Below are 14130 nucleotides of genomic sequence, written 5' to 3'. Positions count from 1 at the left end.
GCGCAGGATGCCAGTGAGCCCGCCGAACAGGTGGGGACCGTCAAGCCCCGCGCACTCGGGAGGATCCGCCGTGACCGTCAGCCTGGAGCAGTTGCGCCGCTGTCACTTCGCCGTCGACCTGGGTGCGGCCCGTACCCGCGTGTACGTGAAGGGCACCGGCCTCGTCGTCGACCAGCCCTCGGTCGCGGCCGTGAACACCCACACGGGCGCGCTCATCGCCGTCGGCGAGTTCGCGGAGAAGATGACGGGGCGGACCCCGGACTACATCAGGGTCGTCCGGCCCATCTCCGGTGGCACGGTGGTGGACATCGAGATGGCCCAGCGCATGCTGCGGCATCTGCTCGGTGACAAGATGCGCCGGGCGCTGCGCCGCAAGCCCCGGCTGCGTGCGGCGGCCTGCACCCCGCACGACGCCGATCCGCTGGCCACGCGGGCGACGATCGAGACGCTGGTCGGGCTGGGCGCCAGGAAGGTCGAGCTGGTGGACACGATGATCGCCGCGGCCGTCGGCTGCGGGCTGCCGGTGGAGCGGCCCGAGGCCACCATGATCATGGTGTGCGGGGCGGCGGCCACTCAGGTCGCGGTGCTCTCGCTGGGCTCCATCGTGACCGCGCAGCGGATCCCGGTGGGCGGCGAGGCCGTGGACCACGCGGTCGTGCAGCATCTGCGGCACCAGCACAAGCTGTTGCTGCCCAGCCAGTCGGTACGACCGCTGCAGCTCGCCCTGTCGGGCAACGGGCTCACCCCGCACGGCCCGGCGTCGACCGAGATCCACGGCCGGGACGTGGCGACCGGGCTCGCCCGCAGCGTGCGCGTGGACACCGCCGCCGTCCGGGACGCGATTCAGACCCCGCTGACCGCCGTGCTCGACGGCATCGGCAAGGTGCTGCGCGCCTGCCCGCCCGACCTGGTGGCCGACCTCGCCGACCGCGGCATCATGATGGTCGGCGGGTCCGCGCTGCTGCCCGGGTTCGACCAGATGCTGCGGCAGGCCACCGGGATGCCGGTGCACATCGCCGAGCGGCCCGACGTGTGCGCGGCCCAGGGCCTGGGTGCCATGCTGGAGGGCCGGATCGAGCCGCTGGCGCTGGACGCACCGGCCGCCTGAGCCGGCCCGGATCCGCGGTACGACCGGCGATCCGGTCCGGTGTCTTCCACCGCTGATGCCGCCGTTGCAGGCGAGCGGGCAGCTCACCGGCATGCGGGACCTCGCCGCGGCACGACTCGGCGGGGCCCCACAGTAGGACGGCCCAACTCCTGCGCAGGACGGCTCAGCAGAGTGCCTCCGCGGGACGGCTCAGCGGAATCCCTCCGCAGAAACCCGCCGCAGGACAGTCCGGCAGAACCCCGCCGCAGGACGGCCCAACCCCTCTGTAGGGAGGTTCAGCAGGACGCTCCGCGGGGCGACTCGGCGAACCCCTCCGTGGAACGGCTCAGCGAGCCAGGTGGGAGCGGACGGTCGTGCCCTCCGGGCCGGTGTGGATGCGCACCAGGTCGGCCACCAGGTTCACCAGCAGCAACCCGCGTCCGCCGCGCTGGTCGCGGGCGGCGGGCCGGCGGCCGGCCAGCGGGTCGGTGATGCGGCCCCGGTCGCGGACCTCGCACAGCACGTACCCGTCCTCGGGCCACACCGTGAGCACACCCGTGCCGCCGCCGTGCACGACGCTGTTGGTGGTCAGCTCGGCGGTGATCAGCGCCAGGTTCTCCAGGGCCAACCCGGTCAGGCCGAGCCGGGCGCCGTGGCCGGTGGCCAGATGGCGGACCGCGGAGAGCGCGTTCTCGTCGAAGCCGACGGAGAGCACCTCGGGACCGGTGTCGGGGGCGGGCGGCAGCGGCTCGTTGTACCGGGCGACCACACCCTCGGGGTCGTAGGCCGTGCTGCTCCGCTCGGTGGCGGAGCCTGCCGGGATGACGACGGGGTGGGTGGCGTGCGCGTCCTCGAGCGCCCGCGCATCCAGGCGGGCGGTGTCGTACGGGCACAGGATGGTGACCTCGCGGCCCTGGAACGCCGCGTTGATCAGTGCCTCGTGCTGGGCACAGGCGGGGTACTCGGCCGGGCTCCGGCCCGCCCAGACCGGCTCGCCGATGATCCGTACCCGCCGGCCGGCGGGCTGGGCGTCGGCGAAGGCGCGCAGCACGCCGGGGATGATCCGGCCGGGGTTGCGGCCGGCCTCCCGCATGTCCAGGAACCGCACGGCGGCGCCGTCGGCGCCCAGTTCGCCCTGGATCAGCCGCAGGTTCTCGCCCGGGACGGCGACCGCGACCGGCTCGTCCGCCGCCAGCGCCGCGCGCACGAACGGGACGGTGCCGGCCAGGTACTGCTGAGCATCGGCGTAGAACAGCGCGGGATGCGCGAACGTGTCCACGGGTTCGGCCGCCATGGTCATGACGTCGACACCTCGACCTTCGGGAGGCCGGGCCAGAGCAGGTCCAGCACGCGCGGCAGGGAGGCCGGCGGCCGGGCCAGCACCAGCCGCCGCCCGCCGAAGCGCCGGGCTGCGTCCGCCAGTGCGCCGGCGCCCGCGACGTCGACGAAGGTCAGCGCGGATAGCTCCAAGTAGTACACGTCCTCGCCCTCGCGAACGGCCCGCTCCAGTGCGCGTTCCCAGATGCCACGCGTGGGCAGGCTGACCTCGCCCGCCGCCCGGAGCCCGGTCCGCCCGGTCAGCGGGTACACGTCGAGCCGCGGCACCGCGGGCATCGGCACGGCGCCGGCCCGCACGGGCCGCGCCGGCTCAGGTCCACTCATGCCTTCTCCCGGACGCACGGATACACGGCTGCCCAGTATGCCTGGGCGCGCACCCGGGTTCGAAGGAGCATGTCCCTGCGCAGGGGGCGGACGAGGGAACAAACCATGCAACAGGGGTATTTACCCGGACACGGCGGCGACGGCGGTCCTGGGCAGGCTGCCTGGGGCACGCTGCCTGGGCACACCGGGCGACCGCCGCCGGCGGCCCGGCACCGCCGGAGCCACGGCGCACGGCACACGGCGCCGGCCGCCGTGGGGTCCCGCCTGTCAGTACGGCAGGACACGCCCCGACGGGGTCCTGCGATCGATCTCCTGCCCGCGCGGCGCGGCGGGCCGCCGGCTGACACGTACCCGGATCCGACGGTCCATGAGGCCCTCCTCCTGCCGACACCGCCCGGCTGGACGCCGGTAGGGGGTGCGTGCCCACGACATGACCGGTTCAAGCCTGGACGGGCTCAAGTCGTGCCCACGTCATGCCGGTTGTGCCGGTCGTGCCTACCGGGTCAGGTACCGGACGAGAACCGGGTCGAGCTGGGCCAGCCAGGCGTTCAGCCGGGCCCTGCGGCGGGCGTTCAGCTCGCAGGAGTACACGGTGCCGTCCCACAGCCGCACGGTGATGGTGAGACGGTTGCCGCGCCAGTGCCGTTCGACGTGCGCGATCTCGTCCCAGCCGAAGTCCGCGGTGGTGCCCGCGAGTTCGAGGAGCACGCCGGAGGCGCTGACGACCACGCCGGCCTGCGCGTCGGCGAGCACGGCTTCCGGACTGCCGTACGGCACCGGCGGCGGCCCGAAGCCGTAGGGGACCGGGGTGGCGGCGGGCTGTGCCGGCAGGTGCGGGGGCGTGGTGAGCTGCGCGGGGAGGTGCGGGGGCGTCGCGGGCGCGTGCGGGGGCGCGGCCGGCTGCGCAAGGGGGTGCGGGTGCGGCGTGGTCTGTACGGGCTGCTGGTACGGGGGCGTTGCGGGCGGCGGGGGTGGAGTGAACGCCGGCGCGGAGGCCGGGGTCACGGGCGCGGGGGCGGAGGACGCCGGCGCAGGAGCGGCGGACGCCGGCGCCGGGTCGGGGGTCGCCGGCGGGGGCTCGACGGCCGTCGGTGGATACGGCGGTGTGTCCTGGCCGGCCGGTGCCGCTGCGGGGTCCGTCAGCCGGTCCAGCAGCGCGGTGGGCGTCGGCCGGTCCGCGGGCTCCTTGGCCAGGCAGGCCGCAACGATCTCCACCAGCCCGGCCGGTACGGCGTCCAGGTCCGGCGGCTCGTGCACGGACCGGTACATCAGCCCCATCGGCGTGCCCTCGCCCCAGGCGCTGCCGCCCGCCGCCGCGACCAGCACGGCACCGAGGGCGAACACGTCGGCGGCGCCGGTCACATCGTGGCCGAGGGCCTGTTCGGGCGCGAGGAAGCCCGGTGTGCCGAAGGCGGTGCCGGTGGCGGTGAGGCGGTTGGACTCGACGGCCCGGGAGATGCCGAAGTCCAGGACGCGCGGCCCGTCGACGGCCATGATGATGTTGCCCGGCTTCAGATCGCGGTGCACCAGGCCGCAGGAGTGGATGGACTCCAGCGCCTCGGCGAGCGCGGCGCCCAGGGACCGCAACTGCGGCTCGTCCATGGCGCCCTCGGCGGCGAGCCGCTCGGCGAGGGTCGGTCCGGGGATGTAGGCGGTGGCCAGCCACAGCGTCTCGCCGTCGACGTCGGCGTCGACCACCGGCGCGGTGTGGAAGCCGCCCACCGCACGGGCCGCCTCGACCTCGCTGCGGAACCGCTCCCGGAAGACCGGGTCGGCCGCCAGCTCGGCCTTGGCGACCTTCAGCGCGACGGCCCGCCCGCCGCGCGTGCGCGCGAGATAGACGATGCCCATGCCGCCCTCGCCGAGCCGACGCTCGACGAGGTACCCCCCGATGTGTTCCATGCGGACAAGTATGGCCACCGGGACCGACCCGTCCACGCCGAGGCCCTGCCCGGCGGTCACGAGGCAGCGCGGGCTGCACGGGTCCGCAGCGGTCGTGGTGGGTCGGGGCCGCAGGTGCGCGGCGGGCGCCGGGTGAGCCGATGCGGCGCCGGGACGGTCGCCGGTCCTCCGGTGGGCCGGACGCTTCAGCGCATGGATCCCATGCGATCCGGCTGGACCTGCTGCTGGTGCGGCAAGTCCCTGCTCGACTGCGGCGGCACAAGCGCGGGCATCGCCCTCGGCAGGCTCGGCACCCACGTCCTCGACGTCGAGGTCTACGCCTGCCCGGACTGCGCCGCCCCCACAATCGCCCGCACGCCTTACGGCCTCAGCACCGAGGAGACGCGCCGGGCCACGCCCTCGACGCCGAGGGCGCCCATCCACAACAGGAGGTAGACGTGACCGTCACGTCAGAGCGTCCCGTGAGCACCACCGACGCACTCACCCTGGTCACCCCCGAGGTGACCGCCCGGCTCACCCGGCGCATCACCGCGGATCACCCGGAGATCGACGCGCCGACCGCGCGCCGCATCGTCGGCCAGGCCGCAGCGTTCATCGCCGCGTCCGGCCACCAGCCCGGGCAGTCCCTCGCGCCCAGCGAGCTGGTCGACCACGGCTGGCACGCATTCATCCTCCACACCGTCGACTACGCCAACTGCAACCAGTGCCACGCCGGATGCCACGACAGCCCCAAGAACGGCTGACACACCGGCATCACCTGTACGACACTCCAGCCGTCCGGCGTCACAGCCGGGCGGCTGGCCCTATGAGCGGAGCACCACGTGACAGACACGGCGATCGCCTGGGACGCCTACTCACAGCAGCGGCCCGAGCGCCGGCCGACGAACGCCCGCGGCGAGACGACCTGGTTCAACTGGACGCGGTACCCCGACCACGGGCCGGGCGCCGAACTCCTCGAGCCCCCAGACGGCGGCCGGATCGTGGATCTCGGCTGCGGTAAGGGCGGCAACGCCGCGCACTTGGCCGCGCTCGGCATGCGGGTCGTCGGCATTGACGTCCCGCCCCGGCAGCTGGCCGCGGCGCGCGAGCGGTGGGGACAGTCGCCGGGGCTGGAGCTTCAGCGCGCAGAGGCCGCCCGCTTCCTGCAGGAGGACCAGGAAGGCTTCGACGCTGTGTACTCGGTGTACGGCGCTGTCCGGTTCACCGACCCGGCGGTGCTGCTGCCCGCCATCCGTGAGCGGCTGCGCCCGGGGGCCGGCTCGTCTTCTCCCAGCGGCCCCCGGTCGAGGGCTGCTACGGCTGCCAGGCTACTTCCAGAGCGTGCCTGGCTTCCTCCCGCCGCCACCGGTTGGGATCGGCGAGCAGAGTGGCTGCGATGCCGATGACGGCACCGGTCAGTGTGGAGAGCAGGGGCGTCCAGTCCATGTGTCGCAGCTTGTCGAAACCGGTGCGCTGGCACCAGTGCTTTCGCTACGCATGGCTGTGACCAGCACTTTCGAAACACGCCCTAGTACTCCACCGGGATTCCACCATTGCCGCTCGGCCTTGCCCGCCGACTCACAGCGGACCAACCCACAAGCGGACAGCAGGGGTTCCCCGGTTCCTGCCGCGGTTGCCGTCAGCTCACGAGTGCTGCCCCCTTGGTTCGTTCGATCAGTACGCGGCTGCTCAGTGCGGTCTGTAGCTGTTCGTCAAGGAGTGTGACGGCCGGGTCGACTGGCCGTCAGTCGTCACAAGTCACGCTGGCCGCCACGCCGCTCATCCGGTGATCCCGTCGGACCAATTCCGCGGTGGCCTGCCGGGTGGCGCACGCGAACCGGGCTCCACCCAGGGGCTCGCTGGTCAATGCCTGAAGGCGTCCTTGACCTTGTCTCCGGCCTGCTTCAGGCTCCCGGAGACCCGGTCGGCCCTGCCTTCGCGCTGCAGTCGCCGATCGCGGGTGGTACGGCCGATGCGTGCGGTGATCCGGCCCTTGAATTCCTGTGTTTTGTGCTTGATCGTCTGTCCGACGCTCATGGCGGTCCTCTGCATGTCGACAGGAAGGGCTCCCGCGTGATCGCCGTACAGGCCGTCGTTCCCGCGGGGTGAGATCGGGCGTGGTGCGGATTACCTGCGACCTCGGCTGTAGCGGCGGCGGCCACCGCTGCGCCCGCGCTTGGCGAAGCCGACGATCCAGACGACCAGCAGAACGGCCGCGACCCACCACAGGATCTGCATCGTGAAGCCGAACCCGAAGACCACCAGGATCAGCAGAAGGAGAAGAATCCAGATCATTGCCGGGCCTCCAGATCGCGGGGATTTCCTGGTTCCGCGGGGTCCGGGCGAAGCGGGAAGGTGGAATGCTGCGCCCGAATGGTCCGGAGTGGCATAGCCCTACGCCGTGTTGCCAGTCAACGCCCGGCATCCTCCCTTGTCAACGCAGCGTCGACACTGACGGGTTCTGGGAGCTGCACTGGGGCCACCGGGGTGAACGGAGCCTCGGCAAGGGCTTCGACCGGCCCGCGCGGTGGTGTCGGCAGGATGTGGTCCTCCCACCAGGACAGGCCCAGCACGGTGGCGAGCAGGACGAAGGGGGTCGAAGCGGGAATGATCAGCGCATACATGTGTACCGCCTGGTGTGGGACGTGCGACGCGGCAGGCAGCAGATCGACGGCCGCTCGGGGTGCGTCGGGGTGCGTCGGGATCGTGATGATGGGCGCGCGCGGGAACGGCCTCGCTCGTGACGCGGCAGGTTCCGGCACCGATGCGCAGTGCGCCCCCTGGGGAGCGCGCTGGCGGTGCGATGCTGCCGGGGGCAGGGGCGGCATGGCGCACGCTAGCCCTCGCAGCAGTTCCCCGACAGGTGTCAAGCAGCCATCCATGCCGGGCAGGCAGGACGCGCTGACGTCGCACGGTATCCGCAAACTCTGGGCAGGACTACGCTGTGGGGTGAGGCCCCAGTCCCCGGTATCGAAGCTGTGTCCCGCTCCCGGGGAGGCCCGCCGTGTTCGTCCTGTTCCTCATCCTCATCGCGGTCTTGTTCGGCTTCGGCTTCCTCCAGCCCATCTGGTGGGTGGCCGCGGCGGTATTGGTCTACGGCGCCACCCGCTACGGCCGTGATCGTGGCGGAGGCCGGAGCCGTAGCGGCGCTTCCGACCTCGGGGACTACCGGGACTACCGCGAGCGCCGGGACCGTCGCGAACGCTGGGACCGTCGCTACAGCCGCGAGAACCGGGCGCGCTGGCGGCGCGAGGACCGTCGAGACCACGAACACCACAGGTGACCGTGAAGTGGACCGGCAGCCATGGCTTCCGGGACGGCTCACGCCAGGCCGGACACGCCGCGATCGCCAAGGCGTTCATGCCATGCAACGCACGACCGTGATCCAACAGGAGTGGTGGGTACTGCGGGCCGAGGCCCCGTGGGGGAACGCACCCGTGGGAGAGGACGTCGTCGCACTGCGCGCCGAGAACGATCAGCTGCGGCGGGCGCTGGCCGGGCGCGCGGTCATCGACCAGGACCGCGGCATGCTGATGGTCCTGACCCTCTGCCGCCGCGGGGCGGGCCAGGATGCTTCTGGTGGATGTCTCACGGCAGTGCGACGCCGGACTTCCGGAGGTGGCCGCGGCCCTGGTCGCTGCCTGGGAAGGCAAGCCGCTCCCGGAGCACATGCAGCGGGCAATGTGACGTACGCTGCGGCGATTTCACGCAGAAAACCAGGGGTGCGACTCGCGCCTCAGGCCAGTCGCCCAGGTAGGGAGAGGCCATGATTCACGCAGCCGATGTCCGAGAATGGCGCAACCGCGATGTGCTCGACACCGAGTCGCACAAGATCGGCGTCCTGGAGGCCGTCTATGTGGACACCACCACCGACGAGCCGGCCATGGCCACGGTACGGACCGGCCTGCCCACCCGGCACCGCCTGGTCTTCGTCCCCCTCGAGGACGCGATCGCCGGACCCGACTATCTCAAGGTCGGCTATGTCAGAACGCTGGTGAAGCAGGCCCCTTCGATCGGTACCGACGACGTCCTGCCCGCCGAACAGGAGGAAGCGATCTTCAAACACTACGGACTGCCCTACCAGCCCGGTGCTGCCGGCGAACGGCAACTGGCGCGCCGCTGACCACCTACGGACAGGATGGCTGCCCTGTGAGGTACGCACCATGCACCAGGTGACCACGCCCCGTGAAGAACAGCGACCGTTGAGAACTGTGCGTCCAGCGGGGGACGCGGCTTTGCTGGCAGGGGTCCTCGAACTACGCGCCACGAACGAGTAGTTGGGGCGGGCAGCGGCCAGCCGTGCGGTGATCGACCGGGCGCGCGGCATGGTGATGGCCCTGGCACCCTGTCCCAGCGACCGGGCCTGGGACCTGCTCGTGGACGTGTCGCAGCACTGCAACATCAAGCTCCGTGACGTGGCTGAGGCTCTGCTCGCCACGACGAAGGAACGGACGCTCCCGGAACCGATACAGCGGGAGCTGTGCCGAGCACTGAGGCGCCCTCCACACGGCGGACCGGAGATGACGGCGCACGCGCCCAGCGGACGGCACCGGAAGCTGTGCGCTCAACTCTCCGACGACTTCGTCCCGGACGGCCGTCGGATGCCCTCGTCGTGCAGCCCACGTAGTGGAACTCAAACGCAGGCCTGGCTCCACCACTCGCCGGCCACGGACGACTGATCCCGATCCTGTGGATCGTCCTCCACCTGCTCGACGCCAACACCGCCAACGCCGCCAACAGCACGGTGTCCTGGGTCCACGACACGGCGAACCGGCTCTCGGGCTGTCGCACCATCTGTTCACCGTCCACTCGGACGAGGGTGGATCGGGCCGCGCATGGCTCGTCACACTCTTCCGTCTCACTCGCGCCACCGTTCCGGGACTGCGCGAGGTCTTCTGGGCGCCTGTCACAGTCCCGGAGTGCAGTTGCCCCTCGACCTGTCGGGCGTCACCTCCTGCGACACCCAGCGCCTGGGGCTGCTCGTCACCGCGGCACGCAGGTCCACCTCTCCAGCGGCTGCCTGTGCCTTGCCGCGCGAGCGCCCGTGTGATGCGGCGCGGCCTGGTGTCCAGGACGTCCATGGTGCCCAGGCGGTGACCGTCGCTGGTGGTGATCGGGGCGGCGGCGTAGAAGCGCACCCGGGCCGGACCGGTCACCGGGGAGTGGGCGCGGGCGACCGGGTCGTCGAGTGTGTCGGGGACGACCAGAGCGCCGCCGGTGAGGATCGTCGAGGTGCACCGCCCCGGGTCCCGGCCGATCTGCGTGACCCCCGCCAGACCGTACGCGGCCTTGAACCAGACCCGGTCGGTGTCCACGATCGTCACCGTGGCGGCCGGAGCGTCGGACAGGCGGGCGGCCAGCGCGGCGATCCGGTCGAAGGCACCATCGGGCGGAGTGTCCAGGATGTCGTAACGACGCACCGCGGCGATCCGCCGCGCCTCCTGCTCAGGAGACAGATCCACCCGCTCCTCCACGCCTCGGTACGCGCCGTGTCCGGCCGCTGCGGGCTGCTATTCGGGCCGTTGGGTCCGGTCGTTGTGGGCGAGGCCGTCCGGATGGTCCTCCGTGCGCTCGCCAAGAGGAAGAACCAGTACGCTCAAAGCCGTTGGGCCAGGTGGGCGGTCCCCGGATCAGCTCCGCGCCGGCGCCCGTTGGGGACACGGGGCCACCGGTGCGCAGGCAATCGGACGGTGAATGTGCCTACCGGGTGTCGCCGCTCGCGTCGCCTTCCCCGTACGCCCGCACGACCAGGTGATGGCCGACCCCCGTGTTCCGAGGAGGACCGCCTGACGACGTCCCGGGTGCACGGGCGGCGCCTGCGAACGGTCCTGTTCCGCTTCGCCTGTATCTGCTCTAGGCTCCACGCAGGGAAGACGGGCTGCGGCCGTGTCAGTTACCAGCAGGTCTCCCCATCCAGGCTCCCAGCCCCCGAGTCGGACCAGGCCCGGCCGGAGCCGCATCGCCGCAGTGCGCGGCTCCAGCCTCCGTCCTCCAGGCATTTCCAGACGGGGTGTTCCCAACAAGTCCCGCCGCCACGGAGGACAGCGCGCGAGGACACGGTGGAGGGGGCCTCCCATCCTCGCGCCACGTACGGCCGCCGCCGCAGTGCGGCGGCGGCCGTACGGACCGCGAACCCGGGTGCAGGGGCCGCGTGCGGCGCGGAGTGGGTCAGGATCCCAGACCGGGGAGGGGTTCGGAGTCGTCGATGACGGCGCGGGCCAGGTCGGACAGGCGCCGGTTGTGCGCGCGGGCGTAACCACGCAGCGCGGTGAACGCCTGCTCCATGTCGATGCCCTGGCGTTCGGCGAGTTTGCCCTTGGCCTGTTCGATCAGCACGCGGCTGTTCAGCGCGGTCTGCAACTGCTCGTTGAGGACGCTGCTGCGCTGAGCGGTGCGTTGTTGCAGGAGGCTGATGGTGGCGACGTCGGCCAGGGCCTGGGCGATGTGCGTGGCGAGCGGGTCGAAGGGGCCGGGGGCGGCACGGAAGAGGTTCAGGGCGCCCACGGTCTCCTCCCGCAGGCGCATGGGCAGCGCCTGGACCGCCCCGAAGCCGCTGCGGTGGGCCGCCGTGACGAAGCGCGGCCAGCGGTCGATCTCCCGGGTCAGGTCGGGGACGACCACGGGGGTGTCGGTGCGGAAGCACTCCAGGCAGGGGCCCTCGTCGTTCTGGAGCTGGAAGAGTTCCAGCAGCCGTACCTGTTCGTCGGAGGCGGCCATCACGCGGAGTTCGCCGTCGCGGTCCGCGAGCAGCACCCCGGCGGCACTCGCGCCGAGCAGCCCTACGCAGCGGTCAGTGAGCAGGCGCAGGAAATCGATGAGGTCGAAGTCGGCGACCAGGTTGTCCGCCAGCTCGACGAAGGTCTTGGCCAGGAGCTGCTGATTCATCGTGTCACCCTCGATGGAGACTATTCCCGCCGGGAATGGGTGGGAAGTGCGGCACGTTCGTCGGATGGCGCCCGTACATCAGGGCTCCTCGTCGGTCCGTCTGGGTTCCGTGTCCGGGGAGAAGCGGAGCCGGCGGGCCACCACGTCGGCGGCCACGTCGGCGAGCCGGCGTCCCTGGAGGAAGGCGTAGGCGCGCAGCCGGACGAAGGCCTCGTCGATGCCGACGCCGAGCTGGACGGTGACCATGCCGGTTGCCTGGTCGGTCTCCGCCCGGTATGCGCCCAGGTCCTCGAAGCCGCGGTCCGGCGACGGTCCGCCGGCCGGCGCGCCTGTCTCGTCGATCCGCGCATCGAGCACAAGCAGCGTCGCGAGATCGGCGAAGGCCAGCGCGTCGGCCAGTTCCTCGGCGTCCAGCACGGTCGGCACGTCGGCGTACAGGTCCAGGACTCCCGTGCTGATCGCCCCCATCTGCAGAGGGAGCGCGAACACCGCGCGTGCCCCGGCCTCCAGGGCCGCATCCGCGAACACCATCCAACGGTCCTGCAGGTCACGAATGAGCAGATCGGGTGTCAGGACAGCCGAGCCGTGCAGGAAGGCGTCCACACAGGGCCCCTCACCCAGTGTGAGCTGGAGCTCTTCCAGTTGTTCGCTGATGTCGTCGGTGCTGCACAGCGGATGGCTCGGCGCGGCCTTGGACATCGCCGACAGCCCGGCCCCGCCGACCGGCAGCGCGGCCACGGCCGCGGTGCACACGTCCACCACACCGACCCGAACACCGCGCCGGGCCGCCTGCTCGGCCACCAGCACCTGAATGCGGGCCGAGCGGCTGTCGGACCTCATCCGGGCCACCGTGTCCAGGCATCGTGCGCAAGTCCCGCCAGCCGCGCCGCGGTTCGCTCCCCGACCGGAAGGACCAGCACCCGGAGCAGCGTGGCGCTGATCGGCCTCCAGATCTCTCCCACGTCCAGCCATCCCCAGGAACGGAGCGCAGCGAGGACGAGGTGATCGGCCCGGTGCACCAAGGTGGCGCCGAGTGACGCCTGGTGGTCGGTCAGCAGCCGCTCCTGCAACCGGCGGGCCACGTCATGCTCCTGGTTTCGCGGGTGCGGGCGGACCAAGATGTCGAAAACCCCGCCCGGCTCGGTGGGTTGCTCGATGCCGCACGGCAGTGCTCCTTCGAAGCCGAGCCACCAGAAGGCGTCGCCGCGCACCGGAAATCCGAAAGCGCATCCCACCAGGCCGTCCGTCTCCGCGATCACCATGGCGAACCTCGGCCGACGGATCTCGGTGGTGAGACGGTTCAGAAAGTCCTGGCGGCCGGGAGGGCGGTACGGCTCACGGGGAGACGTCTCGCGGGGGTCCACGTACAGATCCGCGAGCTCCCCGCTCACGGCCTGCGCCTGCCAGCGGTTCACCCGACGCAACAGGACCGCGTCCATGGTGGCCGACTCACTGCCACGGGGCTCTCGTTGCTGCCCCCGCTCCGACCGGGCCGTCACCGCGCATCACCCGAGAGGACGGAGTCCAGCGGAACGAGCCGATGTGGCGGGGCTTGGGTGGTCGGGGCTGCGACATCCCCGAGAGGAGGTGCCAGATGCCCGGGCGGAGGGCCGAGGAGCAGGAACCCGGAGCCGGTGAGGTCGAGTATCCGGCCCAGGGTCGGTGGCGGGTGGTGCAGTCGCAGGGTCCCACCGGCCTCGGCGGCCTTCTGCGCGGCGTACAGGAAGGCGTTGAGGCCGCTGCAGTCGCAGAAGGTGACGGGGGTGAGGTCGACATCGACGGTGCGAATGCCGTCGCTCAGGCACCGCGCCAGTGCCGTGCGGACCAGCGGGGCCGATTCCAGGTCGATCTCACCGGCCAGGGTGATCAGCGCCCCGTTCCGTCGATCACGGCGGTAGATGGTGAGCTGTGGGAAGGGCATGACGCCTCGGTTCAGAAGACCATCCGGCAGCGCACGCGGTGACGCCGGCATTCCCGGGCCTCCAGGCGCGCTCCTGACAGGGGCGTACGTTCGACGGAGACGGAGCAACGGCCGGCCCGGCAGCCTGTGCGACAGGACAGCGGACCCACCCAGTTCCCTCCAGGGATGCGCCGGGTGACGGACGAAAGCTCCGCTCCCCGCAGCCATCTGTATCGAGCAACGACAAGCCGCCGGGGTCTGGGACGTCCGTACAGCAGCATAGCCCTCAACATGGTCCGGCGGACGGCCGGAAGCCGCCCGTTCCTCGTACCCGAGAGCGACGCCTCGACCCTCCGCTGCGTGAGGGATGAAGTGAAAACGGCTCCGCCTCTTCGCCCGAGGAGCGGATCGCCGCCGGTCTCGTCGCGATCTGCGACCTCACGGAACTCGAAGTCCTCTACTCCGCCCGCTCGGCCGGAGACCGCGAACGCTTGAAGGCGGCGCTCGACGCCCATTACGTGTGGTGTCCGATGCCGGACGGCTCGAGTTGTGACTCAGAGCCGCCGAAGACGCGTTTCCGCAGGTCAGGGCGCACTACTAGTGGGGGCGGGTGCGACTCGAACCCACGGCCGACGGCTTGCCGAGACTGCTACCGCTCACGGGGCTCATGAATGACCAGCAGCGCCGATTCATCTCACTGCGTTCAGCCGTTGCA

At 71.6% G+C, this 14130-nt stretch carries 17 protein-coding genes and 1 pseudogene; 7 read left to right on the top strand and 11 right to left on the bottom strand.

What is annotated here, in order from left to right; genetic code table 11:
* Positions 1–70 precede the first annotated feature (70 nt).
* Positions 71–1108 carry a rod shape-determining protein gene (locus ACZ4SF_RS03395; protein ID WP_468377553.1) on the top strand — a complete coding sequence of 346 codons (1038 nt, stop codon included), beginning with the start codon at positions 71–73 and terminating at the stop codon, positions 1106–1108.
* A gap of 325 nt (positions 1109–1433) precedes the next feature.
* Here the strand turns inward: ACZ4SF_RS03395 and ACZ4SF_RS03390 are convergent, their stop codons facing one another.
* The 3 genes from ACZ4SF_RS03390 to ACZ4SF_RS03380 form a co-directional block, all read right to left on the bottom strand.
* Positions 1434–2387: an anti-sigma factor RsbA family regulatory protein gene (locus ACZ4SF_RS03390; protein ID WP_468377551.1), complete on the bottom strand. Its 954-nt coding sequence runs from the start codon at positions 2385–2387 to the stop codon at positions 1434–1436.
* A complete protein-coding gene (locus ACZ4SF_RS03385) occupies positions 2384–2749 on the bottom strand; it encodes an STAS domain-containing protein (RefSeq protein ID WP_468377548.1) in 366 nt (121 codons plus the stop codon). The genes ACZ4SF_RS03390 and ACZ4SF_RS03385 overlap by 4 nt, the downstream gene beginning before the upstream one ends.
* 495 nt (positions 2750–3244) lie before the next feature.
* A complete protein-coding gene (locus ACZ4SF_RS03380) occupies positions 3245–4651 on the bottom strand; it encodes a serine/threonine-protein kinase (RefSeq protein WP_468377545.1) in 1407 nt (468 codons plus the stop codon).
* 192 nt (positions 4652–4843) lie between these two features.
* Between ACZ4SF_RS03380 and ACZ4SF_RS03375 the strand changes: the two genes are divergently transcribed.
* From ACZ4SF_RS03375 to ACZ4SF_RS03365, 3 genes are all read left to right on the top strand, one after another.
* Positions 4844–5086: a hypothetical protein gene (locus ACZ4SF_RS03375; protein ID WP_468377542.1), complete on the top strand. Its 243-nt coding sequence runs from the start codon at positions 4844–4846 to the stop codon at positions 5084–5086.
* A 2-nt stretch (positions 5087–5088) separates the two neighbouring features.
* Positions 5089–5394 carry a glycine-rich domain-containing protein gene (locus ACZ4SF_RS03370; RefSeq protein ID WP_468377540.1) on the top strand — a complete coding sequence of 102 codons (306 nt, stop codon included), beginning with the start codon at positions 5089–5091 and terminating at the stop codon, positions 5392–5394.
* Positions 5395–5472: 78 nt separating this feature from the next.
* Positions 5473–6036: a class I SAM-dependent methyltransferase gene (locus tag ACZ4SF_RS03365; protein WP_468377537.1), complete on the top strand. Its 564-nt coding sequence runs from the start codon at positions 5473–5475 to the stop codon at positions 6034–6036.
* A gap of 457 nt (positions 6037–6493) precedes the next feature.
* On the opposite strand, the gene ACZ4SF_RS03360 is transcribed toward ACZ4SF_RS03365, so the two are convergent.
* The 3 genes from ACZ4SF_RS03360 to ACZ4SF_RS03350 all read right to left on the bottom strand — a co-directional run bounded on the left by ACZ4SF_RS03360 (position 6494) and on the right by ACZ4SF_RS03350 (position 7254).
* Positions 6494–6667 (bottom strand): CsbD family protein, encoded by a 174-nt coding sequence (locus ACZ4SF_RS03360; RefSeq protein WP_468377535.1) that lies wholly within the window; start codon positions 6665–6667, stop codon positions 6494–6496.
* Between the two features lie 90 nt (positions 6668–6757).
* On the bottom strand, positions 6758–6925 hold the full coding sequence (locus ACZ4SF_RS03355; RefSeq protein ID WP_100824855.1) for a hydrophobic protein: 168 nt from the start codon (positions 6923–6925) through the stop codon (positions 6758–6760).
* 116 nt (positions 6926–7041) lie between these two features.
* On the bottom strand, positions 7042–7254 hold the full coding sequence (locus tag ACZ4SF_RS03350) for a hypothetical protein (RefSeq protein ID WP_468377532.1): 213 nt from the start codon (positions 7252–7254) through the stop codon (positions 7042–7044).
* Between the two features lie 380 nt (positions 7255–7634).
* Here ACZ4SF_RS03350 and ACZ4SF_RS03345 point away from each other — a divergent pair, with 380 nt between their 5' ends.
* From ACZ4SF_RS03345 to ACZ4SF_RS03335, 3 genes are all read left to right on the top strand, one after another.
* Positions 7635–7913 (top strand): hypothetical protein, encoded by a 279-nt coding sequence (locus tag ACZ4SF_RS03345; protein WP_468377529.1) that lies wholly within the window; start codon positions 7635–7637, stop codon positions 7911–7913.
* A gap of 483 nt (positions 7914–8396) precedes the next feature.
* Positions 8397–8753 (top strand): PRC-barrel domain-containing protein, encoded by a 357-nt coding sequence (locus ACZ4SF_RS03340; RefSeq protein ID WP_100824858.1) that lies wholly within the window; start codon positions 8397–8399, stop codon positions 8751–8753.
* Positions 8754–8955: 202 nt separating this feature from the next.
* Entirely contained in the window at positions 8956–9309 is a 354-nt protein-coding gene (locus tag ACZ4SF_RS03335; RefSeq protein ID WP_468378291.1) for an ANTAR domain-containing protein, read from the top strand.
* Positions 9310–9687: 378 nt separating this feature from the next.
* Here the strand turns inward: ACZ4SF_RS03335 and ACZ4SF_RS03330 are convergent.
* The 5 genes and pseudogenes from ACZ4SF_RS03330 to ACZ4SF_RS03310 form a co-directional block, all read right to left on the bottom strand.
* Positions 9688–10050, bottom strand: a pseudogene (locus ACZ4SF_RS03330) (GAF domain-containing protein); the annotation flags it as partial.
* Between the two features lie 748 nt (positions 10051–10798).
* Positions 10799–11515, bottom strand: coding sequence for an ANTAR domain-containing protein (locus ACZ4SF_RS03325; protein ID WP_468377526.1), 717 nt, complete (start codon positions 11513–11515; stop codon positions 10799–10801).
* Between the two features lie 78 nt (positions 11516–11593).
* Positions 11594–12355 carry an ANTAR domain-containing protein gene (locus tag ACZ4SF_RS03320; RefSeq protein ID WP_468377523.1) on the bottom strand — a complete coding sequence of 254 codons (762 nt, stop codon included), beginning with the start codon at positions 12353–12355 and terminating at the stop codon, positions 11594–11596.
* Entirely contained in the window at positions 12352–12954 is a 603-nt protein-coding gene (locus ACZ4SF_RS03315; RefSeq protein ID WP_468377520.1) for a hypothetical protein, read from the bottom strand. Before ACZ4SF_RS03315 ends, ACZ4SF_RS03320 begins: the two co-directional genes overlap by 4 nt.
* A 56-nt stretch (positions 12955–13010) precedes the next feature.
* Positions 13011–13436 (bottom strand): STAS domain-containing protein, encoded by a 426-nt coding sequence (locus ACZ4SF_RS03310; protein ID WP_468377518.1) that lies wholly within the window; start codon positions 13434–13436, stop codon positions 13011–13013.
* Between the last annotated feature and the right edge of the window lie 694 nt (positions 13437–14130).

It is taken from the genome of Streptomyces sp. NPDC027663, from assembly GCF_055566415.1.
This window is presented reverse-complemented; position numbering and strand designations above follow the sequence as displayed.